Below are 19,111 nucleotides of genomic sequence, written 5' to 3'. Positions count from 1 at the left end.
GGGCTCGGGCTCGGGCTCGGGCTCGTGCAAGGGCTCGGGGACGGGTGTCGGGGTGAGCGTCGGCACCGAGGAAGAAGTCGGCGCATTGATGGGGCAGGGCGCGGCAGCCGAGTCGACCGGATCCGCGGCCGGCGGGGCATTCGTCGGGAGGAGCGTGGGACATGTCTCAGGGACAGCGGGCACCGCGGCAGCCGGATCCTCCGTTGCAGCAATAGGGGCGTCGTCGGCGAGGGACCGTGCGGGTGTCCCGAAAATCGTGAGGGCGACGATGACGGCGGCGGCGAGCGGCGTCGCCAGGTAACGCGGCGGGACCGGGGGCAGGGAAAGGCGGAGACGAGATCGGGGGGAGAGGTTCATGAGTCTCCGCAGTTCACTGTTTCAGGGCATCGATTCAGGGCATCGACGGGCAATTCCGGGGCGGTTGCAACGGGTTAGCGGGTCACATCATGACATGGGCCCGAGGGGCCGACAAGCGATTGACGCAGCCCGGATTCCGTGCTGTCCTGCGACGCCTGCGGGGCCTCAGGCCAGCGGCCCGACCACGCCCGCCGCGGCATCCCGCACCGCGCCCGACGCCACGAGGCCCACGATCGCCTCGATCTCGGGGGAGAGAAACCGGTCGTGGCCGGGGCCGTCGGCCACCGTGCGCACGAGGGCCCGCACCGCGCCGGTGGCCGCGCCGGGAGTGAGCGGCGCGCGCAGGTCGAGCGACCGCGACGCCGTCATCACCTCGATCGCGAGCACCCGGCCGAGGCCGTCGATCGAGTGCCGCAGCTTGCGGGCGGCCGCCCACCCCATCGACACATGGTCCTCCTGCATGGCCGACGACGGGATCGAGTCGACGGATGCCGGCACCGCCAGCCGCTTCAAAACCGACACGATCCCGGCGGCGGTGTACTGGGCGATCATCAGCCCCGAGTCGACGCCGACCTCGTGCGCCAGGAACGGCGGCAGTCCCTTGTTGCGGTTCGCGTCGAGGTGGCGGTCGGTGCGCCGCTCGCTCATGCTCGCGACGTCCGCGGCGGCGATCGCGAGGAAGTCGAGCACGTAGCCCACCGGGGCGCCGTGGAAGTTGCCGTTGGACTGCACCCGGCCGTCAAGGGTGACCACGGGATTGTCAACCGCGCTGGCCAACTCGCGGCCGGCGATCAGGGCGGCGTGGTCCATCGTGTCCCGCGCGGCGCCGTGCACCTGCGGGGCGCAGCGGATGGAGTAGGCGTCCTGCACGGTGGGGTCGTCGGGACCGGAGTGGCTGGCGAGCAGCGGGGAACCGGCCAGCAGCGCGCGCAGATTGGCCGCGCTCGTGGCCTGGCCGAGCTGGGGGCGGAGGGCCTGCAGGTCGGCGGCGAAGGCGGCATCCGTGCCGAGGAGGGCCTCGACACTCATGGCCGCAGCGATGTCGGCGGTCGTGAGCAGGCGGGACAGGTCGGCGAGGGCGAGCACGAGCATCCCGAGCATGCCGTCGGTGCCGTTGATCAGGGCGAGCCCCTCCTTATCGCCCAGCACGACCGGGGTGATGCCGGCCGCGGCCAGGGCCAGACCGCCGTCCATCAGAGTGCCGGACGCATCCCGCACCAGCCCCTCGCCCATCACCGCGAGCGCGCAGTGCGCGAGCGGTGCGAGGTCGCCCGAGCAGCCGAGCGAGCCGTATTCGTGTACGACGGGGGTGATCCCGGCGTTGAGCAGGGCCGCGTAGGTCTCGGCGACCACGGGCCGCACGCCGGTGCGCCCGGTCATCAGAGTCGACAGGCGTAGCAGCATCAGCGCGCGCACGACCTCGCGCTCGACCTCGGGACCGCTGCCCGCGGCGTGCGAGCGCACCAGGCTCGCCTGCAGCTGGGCGCGGCGGTCGCTCTCGATGAACGTCGTCGCAAGAGCCCCGAAGCCGGTAGAAATCCCGTAGTGCGGGTGCACGTCCTGCGCGAGTCCCTCGATGATGCGGCGGGTCGAGGCGACGCCCTCACGCGCCGCCACGGGCAGCAGGACGGGCGCATCGTGGCGGGCCACCGCGGTGACGTCGGCGAACGAGATCGGGCCGGTACCCACGGTGACGGATGCGCTAGCGAGGTTCATACTCCGATTCGACACCAGCCGGGCCGCCCGCACGACGGGATTAGAGTGGATGCTGTCCGGGATACCGGACATTCAGCGGTGCCGTTCACGCACACCGTTCACGGGAGGCAGGCGCATGACCCCGTCGAAGGTTCCGGCGGCGCAAAGCACGCTGCGCATCCTCTCCCATCTGGCCACGCAGCGTGGCCCGGTGCCGGCGTCCCAGATTGCCACGGCCCTCGGCCTGCCCCGCTCGAGCGTTTACGACCTGCTCGCGGTGCTCGCCGACCAGGGCTTCGTGGTGCACCTGCCCGAGGAACAGCGATACGGCCTCGGACTGGCCGCCTTCGAGCTGAGCTCGGGCTTCTCCCGGCAGCAGCCCCTCTCACACCTTGGCCGTCCGCTCGTCGCTGCGCTGGTCGACCGGCTCGGTGAGAGCGCCCACCTCGTCGTGCTGCACGGGCGCGACGTGATCTACCTCGTCGAGGAGCGCGCCCCCCGTCGCCCGTCGCTGGTGACGGATGTCGGCGTGCGCCTCCCGAGCCACCTCACCGCGAGCGGGCGTGCGCTCCTCGCCGCGCTGCCGGCAGCCCAGCTGCGGGCGCTGTACCCCAACGCCGCCGCCTTCGCCACGCGCCACGGCCGGGGACCACGCACCACGGCGGAGCTGCGCACCCTGCTTGAACAGGTGCGCCGGGACGGGTATGCCCTGGAGGACGGGGAGATCACGGAGGGGATGGCATCCGTCGCCGTGGCCGTGCGCGACCACGCGGGCTGGCCCGCCGCGGGCATCGCCGTCACCTTCCCACGCGAGCGCATCGCCGAGGCGGACTGGCCGGCGCTCGCCGCGCAGCTCGGCGGCACCGCCGCACAGCTCTCCCGGCGCATCCGCGGCACGTAGCCCTGCGGCGCATGTGTTGCCTGCCCTCGGCTCCCCGCCTCCACGCTGCCTGCCGTGGCTCGCGGCCTCCACAACGCTCGCGGCGCACCCTGTGGAGGCGGGCGCACGTTAGAACATGTGCCCGCTTCCCTACCCTGCGCCGCGAGGACGCGCCGCACCGCCGGCCCGCCGCCGCCAGACGGCCTCGCAGCTACTCACCGAGCGTCGTGTGCAGGAAGGCAGCCACCTTCTCGCGCATGGTTGCGTCGAGGATGCCGATCGAGTGCAGCGTTCCCGGCACCGTCACGAGCTCGTGGGCGACGCCCGAGCGTTCGAGTGCCGCCGCATACCCGGTGGCCTGCGACAGCGGAATGTACTCGTCGGTCGACGAGCCGAGGAATACGGGCGGATCGCTGCGGTCAAGGGTGCTCGCCGGCGACGCGGCCGTGGCATTGGCGCAGTCGCGCAGGGTTTCGCAGCCGACGTAGTCGCGCACAATGTTTTGCAGCCCCGCGGGGGCCCGGCCCGTGACGAGCGCCTTGTGGCTGAGGTCGAGCGGCGCGGAGAGTTCGGCGACCGCGGCGACCCGGGCCCCCGTGGTCAGCGACCCGGAACCGCGGGTGCCGAGCAGGGCGGCGAGGTTGCCGCCGGCCGAGCCGCCGAACACGCCGATCCGGTCGGGGTCGATGCCGTAGGTCTGCGCATTGACGGGGTCGCGGGCCCACTCCACGGCCAGGGCGACGTCGTCGAGCGCGGCGGGGAACACGGCATCCGGTACCATCCGGTAGTTCACCGAGTAGGCGACGAATCCCTCGGAGGCGAGCCAGGCGCAGACTGCGCGCCAGTCGCTGTTGCCCTTGTCGCCTCGGGCCCAACTGCCGCCGTGGATGGAGATGACGGCCGGACGCAGCGCGGCCGCCGCGTCCTCCGATGACAGCACGACCGGCGGCGCCGCCTCGAGGGTCGTTTCCCCAGCGGGGGTGATCGCCGGCGAGCACACGTCGAGAGTGAGCACGGCACCGTCCGCCTGGGTGCCGTACTCAACATTTTCGTCGACCGTGATGCCACCTGGCCGCTCGAACGTTCGGATGCCGACGATCTGGGTCGTGACGAGCTCGCTGCGCTGGTCGCCGGGTTCGTCGGGCGTCACGGAATACAGCTGGGGGCGGAAGCCGCCGAGGAGGGCCGTCGCAGCCACGGCGATGCTCACCGCGCCGGCAATCGTCAGAAAACGGATGCGACGCGAGCCGAATCGGGGATGGCGTGGGCCGGTGTTCACGTGTGCTCCGAGCTGCGGGGTAGTGCATTGAGACTAATTCGTCTCTCGCGCCGCACCGAATCCCGTTTGGGGGGGGGCGGGGCGGGGCGTCCTCGCCTGGATTAGCGCGTCGGCGTCGGGTCCGGGGCCTCGTCGGCCTCGTCGGCCTCGTCGGCCTCCGGCAGGATATGCGGCCGTAGGGCGGTGAGAATGCGGGTGACGTCCATCGCGACCGTCGCCGCGACCCCCAGCGACATCACCGGGGCAGAGTTTCGCCGCTCGTCCAGCTCGGTCATCAGGTCCGTCAGAGCGGCACCCGCCTCGGCGAATGCTGCCTGCTCGTCATCATCCGTGTCCCAGTCCCGCAGCACGGCGGCCGCGGCGTGTAAGGTCCGGCCGAGCGCCGGCCGCAACTCGGGGTGCAACTCGAGCTGGACCGGCTGACCCCAGACCGCCGCGGCTAGCACCTCCGTCAAGTCGCGCACGTGGAAGGTCACGTCCTCAAGGGCCGACAGCTCGTCGTAGTCCGAGCGAAGATCCCGCTGATGCACGCGGGCGCGCGGGTTGCCCTTGCGACTGTCATCGGCGTGACTGACCGCCACGCGCACCGCGCGGCCAACCGCCACGAGCTCCTGACTGCGGAAGGCCCAACCGTCCCGTTCAGGCGGCCAGCTGTCGGCCAGGGCGTCGGCCACCTCCGAGAGCTGGTCGGCCAGGGTGCGGCGAAAGCGGATCAGCTGCTGGCCGACGGCTTCGAAGGCCAACGGCGGAAAGAAGAGGAGGTTCACGGCGAGGCCGATCACGATTCCCAGCGTCATCTGCACCAGATACCCGATGGAATAACCGTCGGCATTCGGCCCGCCGACGATCAGCACGAACAGCGCCGTCACCGGAATGTACTCCCGGCTGGCGCCGAACCAGCCGGTGGCCGAGATCGCGGCGCCGACGCCGACCGCGAGCGAGATGGTGAGAACGTTCGGCTCGCTCAAAACGATGACCGCCCCCGCGAGCAGGATTCCGACGGTGAGGCCGCCCAGGGTCTGCAGGGCGTTCCGCACCGAACTCATCAGCGTCGGGTACATGCTCACTAGCGCGCCCAGCGGGGCGTAGTAGGGGTAGTCATCCGCCACACCAGGCAGCAACGGCGCGATCGACCAGGCGATGGCGACGGCGATGGCGGCCTTGACCGCCTGCACGATTCTCGGGCTGGTCGCGGCCACTCCCAGCCAGGACACCGTCCTCCGTGCGCGATGCACACTCACCTGCGCCGAAGTGCCGGCGGCTGCCCGATCCCGGGTCATGGCCGGGTTCCCGGGATCGTCTTGGCGAAGCAGACGCTGAAGGCTTCGCCCACGTACTGACCGAACAGGGGAACCTCCCGGTAGCCGACGCTCCGATAGAAGGAGAGCGCCGCATAGCTCTCCGGCCCGGTCTCCAGCACGATTTCCCGGATGCCGCGGGCCGCGGCATCCGTCTCGATCCCCGCCAGCAGGCGGGCGGCCACGCCGCGGCCCCGGGCGTCGGGGTGCACGAACATGCGCTTCAGCTCCGCCGCGCTGGTCGTGCCGGCCCCACCCACCAGCGCGGCGATCCCCAGGGCGCGGGCCGTCGCATCCCGCACGACGTACACGGCGACACCCGGCTGCTCGAGCTCGTCGACGTCGAGCAGAAAGTTGCTCTCCGGTGGGTACAGCGAGTGGGCGCAATCGCCACTCAGTCGCAGCAACTCGGCGATCTCCGGCTGCCGCGGGGACTCAATGTTGATGGTCGTCAGCATGTGAACAGAGTAAACGGTGAAGGTGATCCGTGACATTGCGGCATCGATCAGGTAACATAGATAAGTCGGCTCTTGACACCGTGTGTTTCTTTGTGTGCGCGGATGGGTTTGTAAGTCAGGATGGGCCGGTTTCCCAGTAATCCGCTGGTGAAAAATCACTGTATGTGAACGGCCCCGGCCATAGACTGCCCGGGTTCTCAGGTTGCGTCGCGTGTGCGGCGTTGTTCTGCCATGTACCCAATACAACCCAGGAACATTTTCCATGCCTAAGAACTTCGATCCCAAGTACTCCGCCAAGGGTGGACCGTCCAAGGGCGGCAGCAAGAGCCCCGGACACCGCGGCCACAACGCCGCCGAGGGTGCACCCAAGAAAGCCCGGTGGAACGCCGGCGAGCGGGCCGACCGGGCCGACCGTGCCGCCGGCCGCCCCGCAGGCAATGACCGTCCGGCCTACGGCAACGGCCACCCTGCCGGCAATGACCGTCCGGCCTACGGCAACGGCCACCCTGCCGGCAACGACCGTCCAGCCTACGGCCAGCGCTCCGAGCGCCCCACCTACGGCGACCGCCCGAACCGCAGCGACCGTCCTTCTTCTGGTGGTGCCCCGCGCGGAGACCGCCCCTCGTACAACAGCGACCGTCCCCGCAGCGACCGTCCCGCGTACAACACCGACCGTCCGTCCTACGGCGATCGCGCCCCGCGTACGGATCGTCCGGCGTATAACAACGACCGTCCGTCGTACGGCGACCGCGCCCCGCGCACGGATCGTCCGGCGTACAACAACGACCGTGCGCGCACGGACCGTCCCGCGTACAACAACGACCGTCCGCGCACGGATCGTCCGGCGTACAACAACGACCGTCCGCGCACGGACCGTCCCGCGTACAACAACGACCGTTCCCGCACGGACCGTCCGTCCTACGGCAACGACCGACCCTCCTACGGCGACCGTGCCCCGCGCACGGATCGTCCGGCGTACAACAACGACCGTCCGCGCACGGACCGTCCGTCCTACAACAACGACCGACCCTCCTACGGCGACCGTGCCCCACGCACGGATCGTCCGGCGTACAACAACGACCGTCCGTCCTACGGCGACCGTCCGGCCCGCACCGAGCGTGGCGGCTACGACCGTTCCGAGCGTTCGAACTCCGACCGTCCGGCGCGTCCGGCCCGCTCGGCGTCCGATGGCGGCCACTCCAGCAACTTCTACCCCGACCGCGACACCAAGGCGCACTTCGCCGCTGGTGACGACGTCGTGCTTGAGCGCCTCGAAGCCATCGCGACGACGGCTGCCGAAGTCGTCGGCGTGACCTTCGGCGACCTGGGCCTCGGTGAGAACATCGTGCGCGAGCTTGCCACCCTCGGTGCCGCAGCGCCGTTCCCGATCCAGGCCGCGACCATCCCGGACGTACTCGCCGGGCGCGACGTGCTCGGACGTGGCAAGACCGGTTCCGGCAAGACCATCGCCTTCGGCGCTCCCCTCGTGGAGAAGCTGCTGGAGAACAACGGCGCCAAGGACCGCAAGATGGCCCGCAAGCCCCGCGCGCTCATTCTGGCCCCGACCCGTGAGCTGGCCCTGCAGATCGACCGCACCATCCAGCCCATCGCCCGCAGCGTCGGCCTCTTCACCACCCAGATCTACGGCGGCGTTCCGCAGTACCGCCAGGTCAGCGCCCTCCAGCGCGGCGTGGACATCATCATCGGCACCGCCGGTCGCATCGAAGACCTCATCGAGCAGGGTCGCCTCGACCTCCGCGAGGTCGTCGTCACCGTCCTTGACGAGGCCGACTACATGTGCGACCTGGGTTTTCTCGAGCCGGTTCAGCGCATCCTGCGTCAGACCAAGAAGGGCGGCCAGAAGCTGCTCTTCTCGGCCACCCTCGACAAGGGCGTCGCCTCGCTGGTCAAGGAATTCCTGGTCAACCCGGCCGTGCACGAGGTTGCCGGCGAAGATCAGGCCTCCTCCACCATCGACCACCGCGTGCTCGTCATCGAGCACCGCGACAAGAGCGCCATCATCGGCCAGCTCGTCGACCGCCAGGGCAAGACGCTGATCTTCTCGCGCACCCGTGCCTACGCCGAACAGCTCGCCGAGCAGCTCGAAGACGCCGGCGTGAAGGCCACGAGCCTGCACGGCGACCTGAACCAGGCTCGACGCACCCGCAACCTGCAGATGCTGACCAGCGGTCGCGTCAACGTGCTGGTGGCAACGGATGTCGCGGCTCGCGGCATCCACGTGGACGACATCGACCTGGTCATCCAGGCCGACGCTCCCGACGAGTACAAGACCTACCTGCACCGCTCCGGTCGTACCGGGCGCGCCGGCAAGTCCGGTACCGTCGTCACGCTCATCCCGAAGCAGCGTCGCCGCCGCATGGATGAGCTGCTGGGCCGCGCCGAGATCGAGGCCTCCTTCACGAACGCGGCCCCCGGCGACACGTCGGTGCGCGACCTCGCCGGAATGTAGTCGGCAGCAACTCCAGCACCTCCTGAAATAACGCGAGAAGGGGCATCCGCCGTCACGGTGGGTGCTCCTTCTCGCGTTGCGGGTCGGGCAGGCCTCAGCGGCGAGCTGCGCGATGCCCGGCTGCCCGCACGATGGCTTTTCGGACCTCCTCGATCCAGAGCACCGACGACCCGACCAGCACGCACAGACCCCATTGGCCCGAGGTGAGGGAGGTCGTGTCGAAGAGTCCCTGGAGCACGTCCATCTGCACCACGAGGACCTGCAGGATGATCACGGCGGTGAGTGCCAGCCAGATGCTGCGGTTGGTGAACGTCTGGAGTGAGAAGACGGAGTGGGTGTCCGAGCGCACGTTGAGCAGGTTGAACACCTGGTAGAAGACGAAGGTCGTGAACGCGAGGGTGGTGGCGAAGGCCGCGTTGCCCGCACTGTCCGGGAACAGGGCGGACGCCTGGGTCAACACGGTCAGGGTTCCCGCGGCCATGACGAGGCCGAGCCCGAGAATACGCAGCATCCTGTCCCGAGTGAGCAGAGGTTCGTCGGACGGGCGCGGAGGCCAGCTCATCGTTCCGGGTTCGGCCGGATCCAAGCCGAGCGCCAGTGCGGGTGGGCCGTCCATGATGATGTTGACCCAGAGGATCTGAAGCGCCGTGAACGGCGCGCCCGCGGCCCACCCGGTGACGCCCGCGATCAGGAAGATGAGCACGAATCCCCACGCCGTGGTCAGCTGGAACCTGACGAACTTCAGGATGTTGGCGTAGATGCCGCGTCCCTCCTGCACCGCGGCGACGATCGTGGAGAAGTTGTCGTCGGTGAGGATCATGTTTGCGGCGCCTTTGGAGACATCCGTGCCGGTGATACCCATGGCGATGCCGATGTCGGCCTGCTTCAGGGCCGGCGCGTCGTTGACGCCGTCACCGGTCATTGCAACGACATTGCCGCCGGCCTGCAACGCCCTGACCACCCGAATCTTGTGGGCCGGGGTGACCCGGGCGAGCACCCCGTAGTCAGCGGCCCGGGCGGCGAGCGCGTGGTCGTCGAGGTCGTCCAGCGTAGGACCGGCAGCAGCCTCTCCGGGCAGGCCCAGGTTGCGGGCGATGGCCGAGGCCGTCACGAGATGGTCGCCCGTGATCATGTGCACGCGGATGCCGGCGCCGAGCGCCACCGCGATGGCCTTGGCCGCCTCAACCCGGGGTGGATCGACGATTCCGACGATGGCGTAGAGGGTCAGACCGGTGACCAGGGAGCGACCCGCGTCGTCGCCCGGAACGGTGCCGGCGTCGAGGGTGCGTCCGGCGACCATGATCGTGCGCAGGCCCTCACCGGCCAGTTCCTGGATGGTGTCGTGGATTCGTTGCTGCATGGTGGCATCGAGAGGGCGGATGCCGTCGTCGGTGAGCACCGAGTCGGTCAGGGGCAGCAGTGCGCCCGGTGCGCCCTTGGCGAAGCAGCGGTGTCCGGGCGGTCGCGGCAGTCCGGTCGTCGGCTCTGCCGGCCGGTGGAATGTGGCCATGAATTTGTAGTCGGAATCGAAGGGCACTTCGGCTACCCGGGGGTGGGTCCGCCTCGCAGCTGCGACGTCGATGCCGCCCTTCTCGGCGAGTACGGCCAGGGCTCCTTCGGTGGGGTCGCCGACCAGCACGCCGTCGTTCAGTACGGCGTCATTGCACAGGGCCATGGTTAGGAACGCCTCGGTGAGGTCAGGCAGGGGACGGTCATCGCCGGTGAGGATCCGGCCGTCGGTGGAGTAGCCCTCGCCGGTGATGCGGAAATCGCGGCCATGGGTGTGCAGTCGGCGGGCCGTCATCTCGTTCATGGTCAGCGTGCCGGTCTTATCGGTGGCGATATGGCTGACGCTGCCGAGGGTTTCCACCGCCGAGAGCTGCTTGATGATGGCGCCTCGGGCGGCCAGCCGGGAAGCGCCCATCGCCAGGGTGAACGCGACGACCGCGGTGAGACCCTCAGGAATGGTCGCCACGGCCAGCGAGACGGCGGTGATCAGCAGCTCGGTCCAGGACTCCCCGCGCAGGAGGCCCAGCACGAAGACGATCGCCACCACGACCAGCGCCGCAACGGTGAGCAGCTGGGCCAGCTGGTCGATCCTCCGCTGCAACGGTGTTTTGTCGTTCTTCACCTCGTTCAACAGCACCGCGATGCCGCCGACGGCCGTGCCCATGCCGATGTCGGTGACCACCATGGTGGCGCGGCCGCGAGTGACCAAGGTGTTCATGAAAAGCATGTTGGTGCGGTCTGCGAGCGGCAGTTCCGCATCGTCCAGAGCGGGAATCGTCTTCCCGACCGGCTCGGATTCCCCGGTCAGGGTCGCCTCGGCCACCTGCAAGCCGGCATTCTCGATGATGCGACCGTCCGCCGGAACGGAGTCCCCGGCATCGAGGAGCACGATGTCGCCCGGCACAAGATCGGAGAATTGCACCTCGAGTTCGGTTCCGTCCCGCCGAGCGACGGCCTTGCCTTCCGACAGCTGCTGCAGCGCCTGAAGGCTGCTCTCGGCCCTCCGCTCCTGCACATAATTCAGAACGGTGTTGAGGATGATCACGACCAGGATTACGATCGGTGTCTCGAGTTCCCGCGAGACGACGGCGCTGACGACCGCGGCCACCAGAAGCACGATCGTCATCTTCTCTCCGAGAAGGCGCAGGATCTTGCGCCAGGTCGGCACGCGGTCCGGCTTACGCAGCAGGTTCGGTCCGTATCGCCGACGGCGGTCGTCGACCTCGGATGCGGCGAGCCCGGCGCGGGCGTCGACGTCCTGCGCCGCCGTGGTTTCAGCGGCCGAGAGGGTGTGCCAGGCGGCGTGCTCGGTGGCCGCCGCTGCGGGAGAGGTGGTGGGCATCCGTCTGGGTCAGCGATTCGGCCGTTTGCGCGTCACCAGCACCGGGCAGACCGAGAGCCGGGTGCACTGGTCGCTGACCGAGCCCAACAACAGTCCGGCCAGGTTGCCGCGCCCGCGGGAACCGACCACGAGCATCCGCGCCTCACGCGACACCTCGATCAGGCTGCGGGCAGGCCCCGCATGCACGGCCCGGTAGTCGACGGTCATGTGCGGGAAGGCATGCACCAGCGCAGCGGTGTCCTCGATCAGTGCGGCCCGAACCGCCTCCGAGTATTCGGCGAACGTCGACACGTAGCCGAACTCCCAGTTCGCGGGCCTGGGGGCGGTGTCGATTGACCAGGCGCGCACGATCACGACCGGGGCGTGCAACTGATCGGCGAGCCCGAGCGCCGTGCTGAGCGCGTGGTCTGCGAAGGCCGAGCCGTCGTGGCCGACGACGATGCTGCCGGCCGGTGACGGCGCCGGCGTGGACGCCTCGGCGGTTTCCGGTGTGCCTGCAGGGGTGGTGCCTTCGGTGCTCACGGCGGACTCTCCGAACTGGGGGATGAATGAGGAAGAACGATCAGAACACTTCCAGATTAGCGAACTGCCGTTCAGGTGTCCAACTTGGGGGGTGGGACCGGCACGAGCACGGCGAGCAGCTCGTCGAGTTCGTGGCCTTCGGACACCGGATGCCGGAACGGTCGCCCGGGGGCGATCTGGTAGCTGTTGCGCCGCCCGACCCGGGTTCTCGTGATGTAACCGCTCGCCACGAGATCGGCGATGATCTTCTGGGCGCCGCGCTCGGTGACGCCCACCCGGGAGGCCACTTCGCGCATCCGGCACTGCGGATCCCGCGCGATCGTGACGAGAACGTGCGCGTGGTTGGTCAGGAACGTCCAGCGGGCGTCGCTCCCGGGGGTGGGCCGGGGCTCCTGGTCAGGGTCCGATGCGTTCATGTAAGTGAGATTAGTCCACCGGTGTCGCGCCGTCTTGCGCCCGGGGCACGAACGGCGGCCGGTCGGGCGCGTCGACGATCAGGTTCGTGATGCGCGCGGTGCACAACCGACGGCCCTGGTCGTCGCTGATCACGATCTCGTGGCAGGTGATCGTGCGCCCGAGCCGGATGGCCGTCGCCACCCCGGTCACGATTCCCGACCGCGCCGCGAGGTGGTGGGTCGCGTTGATGTCGAGGCCCACCGCGCTCCGCCCCGGGCCCGCATGGATCACGGCAGCCCACGAGCCGAGAGCCTCGGCGAAGGCGACGGATGCCCCGCCGTGCAGCAGCCCGAAGGACTGCCGGTTGCCCTCCACCGGCATCGTCGCGACGACCCGCTCCGCGGACTGCTCGACAATGGTCACGCCCATCTTCTCGTCAAGTTCCCCGAGCGTGATCTTCCAGTTCTCGTTCACGTTTCTCCTCTATTCGGTGGTCGAGCTCGCCGAGACCCGCGAGCCCGGCGCCACCCGCAGCCCGTCGAGCGCCACCGCGAGCACATCGTTGGCGAGGTGACCGGCATCTTCCGGCCCCTCCGGCCGGTACCACTCCACGATCGAGTTCACCATGCCGAACAGCAGCCGGGTCACGATCCGAGGGTCGATGTCGCCGCGCAGAGAACCCTCATCGCGGGCCTCCACCACGAGGGCGGATACGGCCCGGTCGAATGTGCGGCGGCGGGCGAGCGCGGCGCGCTCGACATCCGTGTTGCCGCGCACCCGCAGCAGCAGCGTCACGTAGGGCAGCCGGGAGGTGAGCACCTCCACGGCTCCGCGCAGCACCGCGGCGAGCCGGTCGATGGCCGGGCCGCACTGGGCGCTCTGCTTGAGCAGCACCCCTTCGAGTCCGTCGAGGGCCTCGCCGAGAGCCTGTTCCAGCAGCTCCTCCTTCGAGGTGAAGTGGTGGTAGATCGCCGATTTCGACAGGCCGAGGCGGGTCGCGAGCACGCCCATCGAGGTGGCGTCGTAACCGAACTCGTTGAAGGCGGCGACCGCCACCTCGAGAATGGCGGGCTGGTCGTATCCGGGGCGGCCACGTTTGGCCAGGGCTGGTTCAGACATAATCGAGAAGTCTGTCACGGGCCGGGTTTCCGGAGGAACGACCGGCCCGTGACTGCGCGGGTTGTGCGGCAGACTCAGCGCAGGTCGTAGACACGCTTGTGCTTGCCGGTGCTGCGCTCGAGCGTGCCGGGTTCGACGATCAACACGTTGACGCTGGACCCGATCAGGTCCTTGATCTTATGGATCAGCAGCGCTGAGGCGATGTCGGAGGCGACATCGCTGGCGTGCTCGTGCCGTTCGATCCGAACGGTCAGTTCGTCCATCCGGTTCGGCCGGGTCAGCTCGATCACGAAGTGCGGGGAGAGGCTCGGGATGCTGAGCACGATCTCCTCGATCTGGGTCGGGAACAGGTTGACGCCGCGCAGGATGATCATGTCGTCGTTGCGACCCGTGATCTTCTCCATCCGGCGCATGCCGGGGCGCGCCGATCCGGGCAGCAGGCGGGTCAGGTCGCGGGTTCGGTAACGGATGACCGGGAAAGCTTCCTTGGTCAGCGACGTGAACACGAGCTCACCCTGGGTGCCGTCAGGCAGCACGAGTCCGCTGTCGCCGTCGATGACCTCGGGCAGGAAGTTGTCCTCCCAGAGGTGCGGCCCGTCTTTCGTCTCGATGCACTCGTTGCCCACGCCCGGGCCCATCACCTCGCTGAGCCCGTAGATGTCGAGCGCGTCGAAGTCGAGGCGGTCTTCCAGCTCGAGCCGCATCTGATTGGTCCACGGCTCCGCGCCGAGCACGCCCGCCTTCAGGCTGGACGAGCGAGGGTCCATGCCGGCCGCGACCATCGCATCCGTGATCGTCAGCAGGTAGCTGGGCGTGGCCATGATGACGTCCGGTTCGAAGTCCTGGATCATCTTGACCTGCTTGTTGGTCTGGCCGCCGGACATCGGGATGGCGGTGGCGCCCAGCGCTTCGATGCCCGCGTGCGCGCCGAGACCGCCGGTGAAGAGGCCGTAACCGTACGCGTTGTGCACGCGCATGCCGGGCCGCACGCCGGAGGCGCGAAGGCTGCGCGCCACAAGGCCCGCCCACATCCTGAGGTCCTTCTTCGTGTAGCCGACGACGGTCGGCAGCCCGGTGGTCCCGGAGGAGGTGTGGATGCGCGCGACCTGGTCCATCGGCACCGCGAACATGCCGAACGGGTAGGAGACGCGCAGGTCGTCCTTGGTCGTGAAGGGCAGCATGGCCACATCGTCCAGGGTGCGGATGTCGTCCGGGTGCACTCCGGCCTCGTCGAACTTGCGGGTATAGAGAGGAACGTTCTGGTAGGCGAGCCGTACGGTCTTCTGCAGCCGGGTCAGCTGTAACGCCTGCAGTTCGTCACGGGACATCCGCTCCTCGAGATCGAGTTCATCCTGGGCCGGGGCGTGCAAGCGGGTCTTGGTCATCGTTGACATGAGGCCTCCTGGTGGAATGCGGATTTAAAGTAGGGGAGCGACGGAACCAGGCACGGGAAAGTTGGTGGTGCGGCTGCGCCCGCGAAACTCCGCCACCGGCACGTTGTGCTCGTTGGCAACGCGCACGTCATAAAGTCCGGAGCGACCGCTCTTGGTGCGCAGCACGGCGGTCGCGGTGAGGGTCTGCCCGGCGGCGGTGGGCTTCAGAAAGGTGATGTCGGCGCCCGACGCGAGCGTGACGTGGTGGTCGTCGTTGCAGGCGATCGCGAACGCCGTGTCGGCCAGAGCGAAGACGATCCCGCCGTGCGTCACGTCGAAGCCGTTCATCATGTCGTCCCGCAAGAGCATCGAGACGACCGCGCGGCCGGGCTCTGAGGCGTGCACGACCATGCCGAGTGCGGCCGATGCCCGGTCGTTCTCCATCATGGCCCCGTTGGAGGGCGGTAAAACTTCCGTCATGTGGTTCTCCTCATTGAGTTCCGCGGGCCGCAACGCATGGTTGTGGGGGTCGTAGGGAAACCATATACTAACTGAACGATCGGTTGGTAAAAGTTCGCCAAACCCAGGAGTCAACGATGACAATCCCGCCAGTTCCCTACGCTATCGCCCCGGACAGCGCCGCCACGGTGTCTGCCGAGGAACAGCAGTTCAACGACCTGATTGCCGCCGATTCGCGAATCGAGCCGCGTGATTGGATGCCGGACGGCTACCGCAAGACCCTCATCCGCCAGATTTCCCAGCACGCGCACTCCGAGATCATCGGGATGCAGCCGGAGGGCAATTGGATCACCCGGGCGCCCAGCCTGAAGCGCAAGGCGATCCTACTGGCCAAGGTGCAGGACGAGGCCGGCCACGGTCTCTACCTCTACTCCGCCGCGCAGACTCTCGGCATCAGCCGCGACCTGATGACGGACCAGCTCATCGCGGGCAAGGCGCGCTACTCCTCGATCTTCAACTACCCGAGTCCCACCTGGGCCGACATGGGCGCCATCGGCTGGCTCGTCGACGGCGCCGCGATCTGCAACCAGGTGCCGCTCTGCCGCGCGTCCTACGGTCCCTACGGGCGCGCCATGGTGCGCATCTGCAAGGAGGAGTCCTTCCACCAGCGGCAGGGCTTCGAGATCCTGCTCGAGCTGATGAACGGCACGCCCGCCCAGCGCGAGATGGCCCAGGAATCGGTCAACCGCTGGTACTGGCCGGCCCTGCAGATGTTCGGGCCGCCCGATGACGACTCGCCCAACTCGGCGCAGTCGATGGCCTGGAACATCAAGCGGTTCTCCAACGACGACCTGCGCCAGCGCTTCGTCGGAATGCTCGTGCCGCAGGCCAAGGTGCTCGGTGTGACGCTGCCGGACCCGGACCTGCGCTGGAACGAAGAAAAGGGTGCGTACGACATGGGCGAAATTGACTGGACCGAATTCCACGAGGTGCTCGCGGGCCGCGGACCGGCGAACGCCAGGCGCCTCCAGCGCCGCCGCAACGCGCACGACGAGGGTCAGTGGGTGCGTGAGGCTGCTGCCGCGTACGCCGCCAAGCAGGCCGTGAAGGCGGTCGCATAATGAGCGCTCCCGGTGCATCCGAGAAGGAGATCTGGCCCCTTTGGGAGGTTTTTGTGCGCTCCAGCCGCGGAATCAGCCACACCCACGTGGGTTCCCTGCACGCCCCCGACGCCACCCTCGCGGTGCGCAACGCGCGTGACCTCTACACCCGCCGCAATGAGGGCGTCTCGATCTGGGTCGTGCCTGCCGACGCGATCACCACGAGCGATCCGGATGCGAAGGGTGCCTTCTTCGAATCGCCCGCCGGCAAGAACTACCGCCACGCGAGCTACTACACGAAGAGCGAAGGGGTGAAGCACCTGTGAGCGACACCATCGAGCAGGACGGCCACGGCCACGTCGACGTCGACACGGTCCAGCTCTCCGCGGAACTGGTCGAAGCGGCATCCGTCGCCTCGCACGACGTGGCGGAATACGCGCTTTGGCTCGGCGACGACTCGCTCGTGCTGGCCCAGAACCTGGGCTGGTGGATCTCCCGCGCCCCGGAGCTGGAAGAGGACATCGCCCTCGGCAACATCGCCCTCGACCTGATCGGGCACGCCCGTTCCGTGTTGCACTACGCCGGGGCCGAATCCGGCCGAACCGAGGACGACCTGGCGTACTGGCGTGACGAACCCCAGTGGCGCTCGGCGCACCTGTTCGAGCAGCCCAACGGCGACTTCGCGCACACGATCGCCCGTCAGTTCATCGCGGCGCACTACCTGTTCGAGCTCTACAGCGCGCTGATGCAGTCGACGGATGCGACGCTCGCCGCGATAGCGGCCAAGGCCGTCAAGGAGGTCGACTACCACCGCGACCATTCCATCCAGTGGGTGCTGCGCCTCGCTCAGGGCACCGAGGAATCCCGCCGGCGCATGATCACCGGTCTCTCCGACCTATGGCCGTTCGTGGAGGAGCTCTTCGTCGACGAGCCGCTGATCGACCGGCTCGAGGGCGTCGCCGTGCGGCCGTCCTCCCTCCAGGCATCAGTCCTGAGCGCCATGTTCCCCGTGCTCGCCGAAGCCGAGCTCGAGGTTCCCCGCGGCTTCATCTCCTCCGGGGGCGGGCGCCGCGGCGACCACTCCGAGAACCTCGGGCCGCTGCTCGCCGAGATGCAGGTGCTGGCGCGGGCGCACCCCGGCGCGAAATGGTGACCGTGGCCTCCCTCGCCCGTCCGCGTCCGGGCGACGCGGCGTCGCAGAAGGCCTGGGATATCGCCGCCGAGGTCTGCGACCCGGAGGTCCCCGTGCTCACGATTGAAGACCTGGGAGTGCTCCGGTCGGTCGCCGTTTCGGCCGACGGAACCCACGTCATTCTAACGCCGACCTACAGCGGATGCCCCGCGATGGAGGCCATGCGCGACGACGTCCGGGCGGCCCTCACCAATGCCCACTACCAGAACGTCACCGTGGAACTCGTGCTCGCCCCGGCCTGGACCACCGACTGGATGAGCGAGGAGGGCAAGGCGAAGCTGGTCAGTTATGGCATCGCCGCCCCGACCGGCCACTCCGGCGTGCGCCCGACCGGCGCCGTCCGGCTCCAACTCGCGGTCAAGTGCCCGCGCTGCTCCTCACTGAATACGCGGGAACTCGCCCGCTTCGGTTCGACGTCGTGCAAGGCGCTCTACGAGTGCCGGGACTGCCTCGAACCGTTCGACTACTTCAAGGTGTTGTAACCATGGCCGCACTCAATCTGGGCAGTACCGATTCAGCCGTTCTCGACCCTGCCACCGAGCCTACGAAGCGCCGCGCCCGGTTCCACACCCTCGCCGTCGGCGAGGTGCGTCAGCTCACCCAGGACAGCGTCGAGGTGACCTTCCTGGTTCCCGAGGCGCTGCAGGGGGAGTTCGACTACGACCCCGGGCAGCACCTGGCGTTGCGCGCCACGATCGACGGCCGGGAGCTGCGCCGCAGCTACTCGATCTGTCGTCCGCACGCGCTCGGCTCGGTCAGCGTCGCGATCAAGCGCGACCTCGGCGGGGTCTTCTCCAGCTGGGCGAACACCGAACTCCGGGCCGGGGACCGCCTTGACGTGATGAGCCCGCAGGGCACGTTCACCACCGCGCTGGACACTCTGGACGACAAGCACATCGTCGGCATCGCCGCCGGCAGCGGCATCACGCCGCTGATGTCGCTCGCACACACCGTGCTCGAACGCTCGGAGACCTCCCGCTTCACGCTCGTCTACACAAACCGCACCGCGCTCGACGTGATGTTCCTCGACGAGCTCGCCGACCTGAAAGACCGGTACCCGGCCCGGCTGGCACTGCACCACGTGCTCTCGCGCCAGTCTCGCTCCTCCGCCCTGCTCTCCGGCCGGATCGACGAGGAGAAGCTGCGCCTAATGCTGGCCAGCATCATCCGTCCCGCCGCCGTCGACGAGTGGTTCCTCTGCGGGCCGTTCGAACTGGTGCAGTTGTGCCGCGACACGCTGGAGAGCGTGGACGTCGAGCCGGGCCACATCCGGTTCGAACTGTTCACGACGGGGGAGCCGACGCACGCGGTCGGCGACACCGGGCGGCCGGTGGTCGTCGGAATCGGCGACAAGACCTTCGAGATCGAGTTCACGCTCGACGGCGAGAGCGCCACGGTGACCACGCCCGTCAACGCGAAGGAGAGTATCCTGCACGCCGCCCTGCGTGTGCGGCCGGACGTTCCGTTTGCCTGCGCTGGGGGAGTGTGCGGCACCTGCCGCGCCAAGCTCGTCAGCGGTGACGTCACGATGACCGAGAATTACGCCCTCGAACCGAACGAACTGGCCCGCGGCTATGTGCTCACCTGCCAGTCGCACCCAACGACCGACCGGGTCGTCGTCGACTACGACGTGTAGCGCCACTCGCCCATCAGGTATGGCGC

General features: G+C 68.7%; 18 protein-coding genes and 1 pseudogene. 7 read left to right on the top strand and 12 right to left on the bottom strand.

Annotation, left to right across the window (positions count from 1 at the left end; translation table 11 throughout):
- Together CXY82_RS17935 and hutH are read right to left on the bottom strand one after the other, a co-directional pair.
- Window positions 1-357 (bottom strand): annotated as a pseudogene (locus CXY82_RS17935) (hypothetical protein); the annotation flags it as partial.
- A 165-nt stretch (window positions 358-522) separates the two neighbouring features.
- Window positions 523-2,073, bottom strand: a complete 1,551-nt coding sequence (hutH, locus tag CXY82_RS08665) for a histidine ammonia-lyase (RefSeq protein ID WP_104170559.1) — start codon at window positions 2,071-2,073, stop codon at window positions 523-525.
- 115 nt (window positions 2,074-2,188) lie between these two features.
- Here hutH and CXY82_RS08660 point away from each other — a divergent pair, with 115 nt between their 5' ends.
- Entirely contained in the window at window positions 2,189-2,953 is a 765-nt protein-coding gene (locus CXY82_RS08660; RefSeq protein WP_104170558.1) for an IclR family transcriptional regulator, read from the top strand.
- Window positions 2,954-3,143: 190 nt separating this feature from the next.
- Here CXY82_RS08660 and CXY82_RS08655 read toward each other — a convergent pair whose 3' ends face one another.
- The 3 genes from CXY82_RS08655 to CXY82_RS08645 form a co-directional block, all read right to left on the bottom strand.
- Window positions 3,144-4,211: an alpha/beta hydrolase gene (locus CXY82_RS08655; protein WP_104170557.1), complete on the bottom strand. Its 1,068-nt coding sequence runs from the start codon at window positions 4,209-4,211 to the stop codon at window positions 3,144-3,146.
- 101 nt (window positions 4,212-4,312) lie between these two features.
- Window positions 4,313-5,425, bottom strand: a complete 1,113-nt coding sequence (locus tag CXY82_RS08650; RefSeq protein ID WP_146067617.1) for an aromatic acid exporter family protein — start codon at window positions 5,423-5,425, stop codon at window positions 4,313-4,315.
- Between the two features lie 62 nt (window positions 5,426-5,487).
- Complete coding sequence (locus tag CXY82_RS08645; RefSeq protein ID WP_104170568.1) at window positions 5,488-5,967, bottom strand: GNAT family N-acetyltransferase; 480 nt, start codon at window positions 5,965-5,967, stop codon at window positions 5,488-5,490.
- Window positions 5,968-6,229: 262 nt separating this feature from the next.
- On the opposite strand from CXY82_RS08645, the gene CXY82_RS08640 reads away from it, so the two are divergent.
- Entirely contained in the window at window positions 6,230-8,437 is a 2,208-nt protein-coding gene (locus tag CXY82_RS08640; RefSeq protein ID WP_104170555.1) for a DEAD/DEAH box helicase, read from the top strand.
- 94 nt (window positions 8,438-8,531) lie between these two features.
- Here CXY82_RS08640 and CXY82_RS08635 read toward each other — a convergent pair whose 3' ends face one another.
- The 7 genes from CXY82_RS08635 to paaI form a co-directional block, all read right to left on the bottom strand.
- Complete coding sequence (locus CXY82_RS08635; protein ID WP_104170554.1) at window positions 8,532-11,288, bottom strand: HAD-IC family P-type ATPase; 2,757 nt, start codon at window positions 11,286-11,288, stop codon at window positions 8,532-8,534.
- Window positions 11,289-11,297: 9 nt separating this feature from the next.
- On the bottom strand, window positions 11,298-11,810 hold the full coding sequence (locus tag CXY82_RS08630) for a universal stress protein (protein ID WP_233193990.1): 513 nt from the start codon (window positions 11,808-11,810) through the stop codon (window positions 11,298-11,300).
- Between the two features lie 71 nt (window positions 11,811-11,881).
- Window positions 11,882-12,226, bottom strand: a complete 345-nt coding sequence (locus CXY82_RS08625; protein WP_104102573.1) for a winged helix-turn-helix domain-containing protein — start codon at window positions 12,224-12,226, stop codon at window positions 11,882-11,884.
- Between the two features lie 10 nt (window positions 12,227-12,236).
- Window positions 12,237-12,635 carry a hotdog fold thioesterase gene (locus CXY82_RS08620; protein WP_104170566.1) on the bottom strand — a complete coding sequence of 133 codons (399 nt, stop codon included), beginning with the start codon at window positions 12,633-12,635 and terminating at the stop codon, window positions 12,237-12,239.
- A 54-nt stretch (window positions 12,636-12,689) separates the two neighbouring features.
- Window positions 12,690-13,325 (bottom strand): TetR/AcrR family transcriptional regulator, encoded by a 636-nt coding sequence (locus CXY82_RS08615; protein WP_104170553.1) that lies wholly within the window; start codon window positions 13,323-13,325, stop codon window positions 12,690-12,692.
- Between the two features lie 74 nt (window positions 13,326-13,399).
- Entirely contained in the window at window positions 13,400-14,710 is a 1,311-nt protein-coding gene (gene paaK, locus CXY82_RS08610; protein WP_104170565.1) for a phenylacetate--CoA ligase PaaK, read from the bottom strand.
- A gap of 33 nt (window positions 14,711-14,743) precedes the next feature.
- Complete coding sequence (paaI, locus tag CXY82_RS08605) at window positions 14,744-15,178, bottom strand: hydroxyphenylacetyl-CoA thioesterase PaaI (RefSeq protein ID WP_104102568.1); 435 nt, start codon at window positions 15,176-15,178, stop codon at window positions 14,744-14,746.
- Window positions 15,179-15,294: 116 nt separating this feature from the next.
- Here paaI and paaA point away from each other — a divergent pair, with 116 nt between their 5' ends.
- Genes paaA through paaE form a run of 5 tightly spaced genes read left to right on the top strand, consistent with a single transcriptional unit; the run spans window position 15,295 to window position 19,085 of the window.
- Window positions 15,295-16,278 (top strand): 1,2-phenylacetyl-CoA epoxidase subunit PaaA, encoded by a 984-nt coding sequence (paaA, locus tag CXY82_RS08600; RefSeq protein ID WP_104170552.1) that lies wholly within the window; start codon window positions 15,295-15,297, stop codon window positions 16,276-16,278.
- The gene (gene paaB / locus CXY82_RS08595; RefSeq protein ID WP_104102564.1) at window positions 16,278-16,583 is read left to right on the top strand and encodes a 1,2-phenylacetyl-CoA epoxidase subunit PaaB; all 306 of its coding nucleotides are present in this window, start codon (window positions 16,278-16,280) and stop codon (window positions 16,581-16,583) included. Before paaA ends, paaB begins: the two co-directional genes overlap by 1 nt.
- Window positions 16,580-17,410: a 1,2-phenylacetyl-CoA epoxidase subunit PaaC gene (gene paaC / locus CXY82_RS08590; protein WP_104170551.1), complete on the top strand. Its 831-nt coding sequence runs from the start codon at window positions 16,580-16,582 to the stop codon at window positions 17,408-17,410. The genes paaB and paaC overlap by 4 nt, the downstream gene beginning before the upstream one ends.
- Window positions 17,411-17,412: 2 nt before the next feature.
- The gene (gene paaD, locus CXY82_RS08585) at window positions 17,413-17,931 is read left to right on the top strand and encodes a 1,2-phenylacetyl-CoA epoxidase subunit PaaD (protein WP_233199268.1); all 519 of its coding nucleotides are present in this window, start codon (window positions 17,413-17,415) and stop codon (window positions 17,929-17,931) included.
- Window positions 17,932-17,933: 2 nt separating this feature from the next.
- Complete coding sequence (gene paaE, locus CXY82_RS08580) at window positions 17,934-19,085, top strand: 1,2-phenylacetyl-CoA epoxidase subunit PaaE (RefSeq protein WP_104170549.1); 1,152 nt, start codon at window positions 17,934-17,936, stop codon at window positions 19,083-19,085.
- Window positions 19,086-19,111: the final 26 nt, after the last annotated feature.

The sequence above is a fragment of the Cryobacterium sp. M23 genome (assembly GCF_002929655.1).
Classification (GTDB): domain Bacteria; phylum Actinomycetota; class Actinomycetes; order Actinomycetales; family Microbacteriaceae; genus Cryobacterium; species Cryobacterium sandaracinum.
This window is presented reverse-complemented; position numbering and strand designations above follow the sequence as displayed.

Excerpts from the sequence above, each read along its gene's own strand:
- hutH (WP_104170559.1), bottom strand. The coding sequence starts at position 2,073 with ATGAACCTCGCTAGCGCATCCGTCACCGTGGGTACCGGCCCGATCTCG.
- CXY82_RS08660 (WP_104170558.1), top strand. The coding sequence starts at position 2,189 with ATGACCCCGTCGAAGGTTCCGGCGGCGCAAAGCACGCTGCGCATCCTC.
- CXY82_RS08645 (WP_104170568.1), bottom strand. The coding sequence starts at position 5,967 with ATGCTGACGACCATCAACATTGAGTCCCCGCGGCAGCCGGAGATCGCC.
- CXY82_RS08640 (WP_104170555.1), top strand. The coding sequence starts at position 6,230 with ATGCCTAAGAACTTCGATCCCAAGTACTCCGCCAAGGGTGGACCGTCC.
- CXY82_RS08635 (WP_104170554.1), bottom strand. The coding sequence starts at position 11,288 with ATGCCCACCACCTCTCCCGCAGCGGCGGCCACCGAGCACGCCGCCTGG.
- CXY82_RS08625 (WP_104102573.1), bottom strand. The coding sequence starts at position 12,226 with ATGAACGCATCGGACCCTGACCAGGAGCCCCGGCCCACCCCCGGGAGC.
- CXY82_RS08620 (WP_104170566.1), bottom strand. The coding sequence starts at position 12,635 with ATGGGCGTGACCATTGTCGAGCAGTCCGCGGAGCGGGTCGTCGCGACG.
- CXY82_RS08615 (WP_104170553.1), bottom strand. The coding sequence starts at position 13,325 with ATGTCTGAACCAGCCCTGGCCAAACGTGGCCGCCCCGGATACGACCAG.
- paaK (WP_104170565.1), bottom strand. The coding sequence starts at position 14,710 with ATGACCAAGACCCGCTTGCACGCCCCGGCCCAGGATGAACTCGATCTC.
- paaI (WP_104102568.1), bottom strand. The coding sequence starts at position 15,178 with ATGACGGAAGTTTTACCGCCCTCCAACGGGGCCATGATGGAGAACGAC.
- paaA (WP_104170552.1), top strand. The coding sequence starts at position 15,295 with ATGACAATCCCGCCAGTTCCCTACGCTATCGCCCCGGACAGCGCCGCC.
- paaB (WP_104102564.1), top strand. The coding sequence starts at position 16,278 with ATGAGCGCTCCCGGTGCATCCGAGAAGGAGATCTGGCCCCTTTGGGAG.
- paaE (WP_104170549.1), top strand. The coding sequence starts at position 17,934 with ATGGCCGCACTCAATCTGGGCAGTACCGATTCAGCCGTTCTCGACCCT.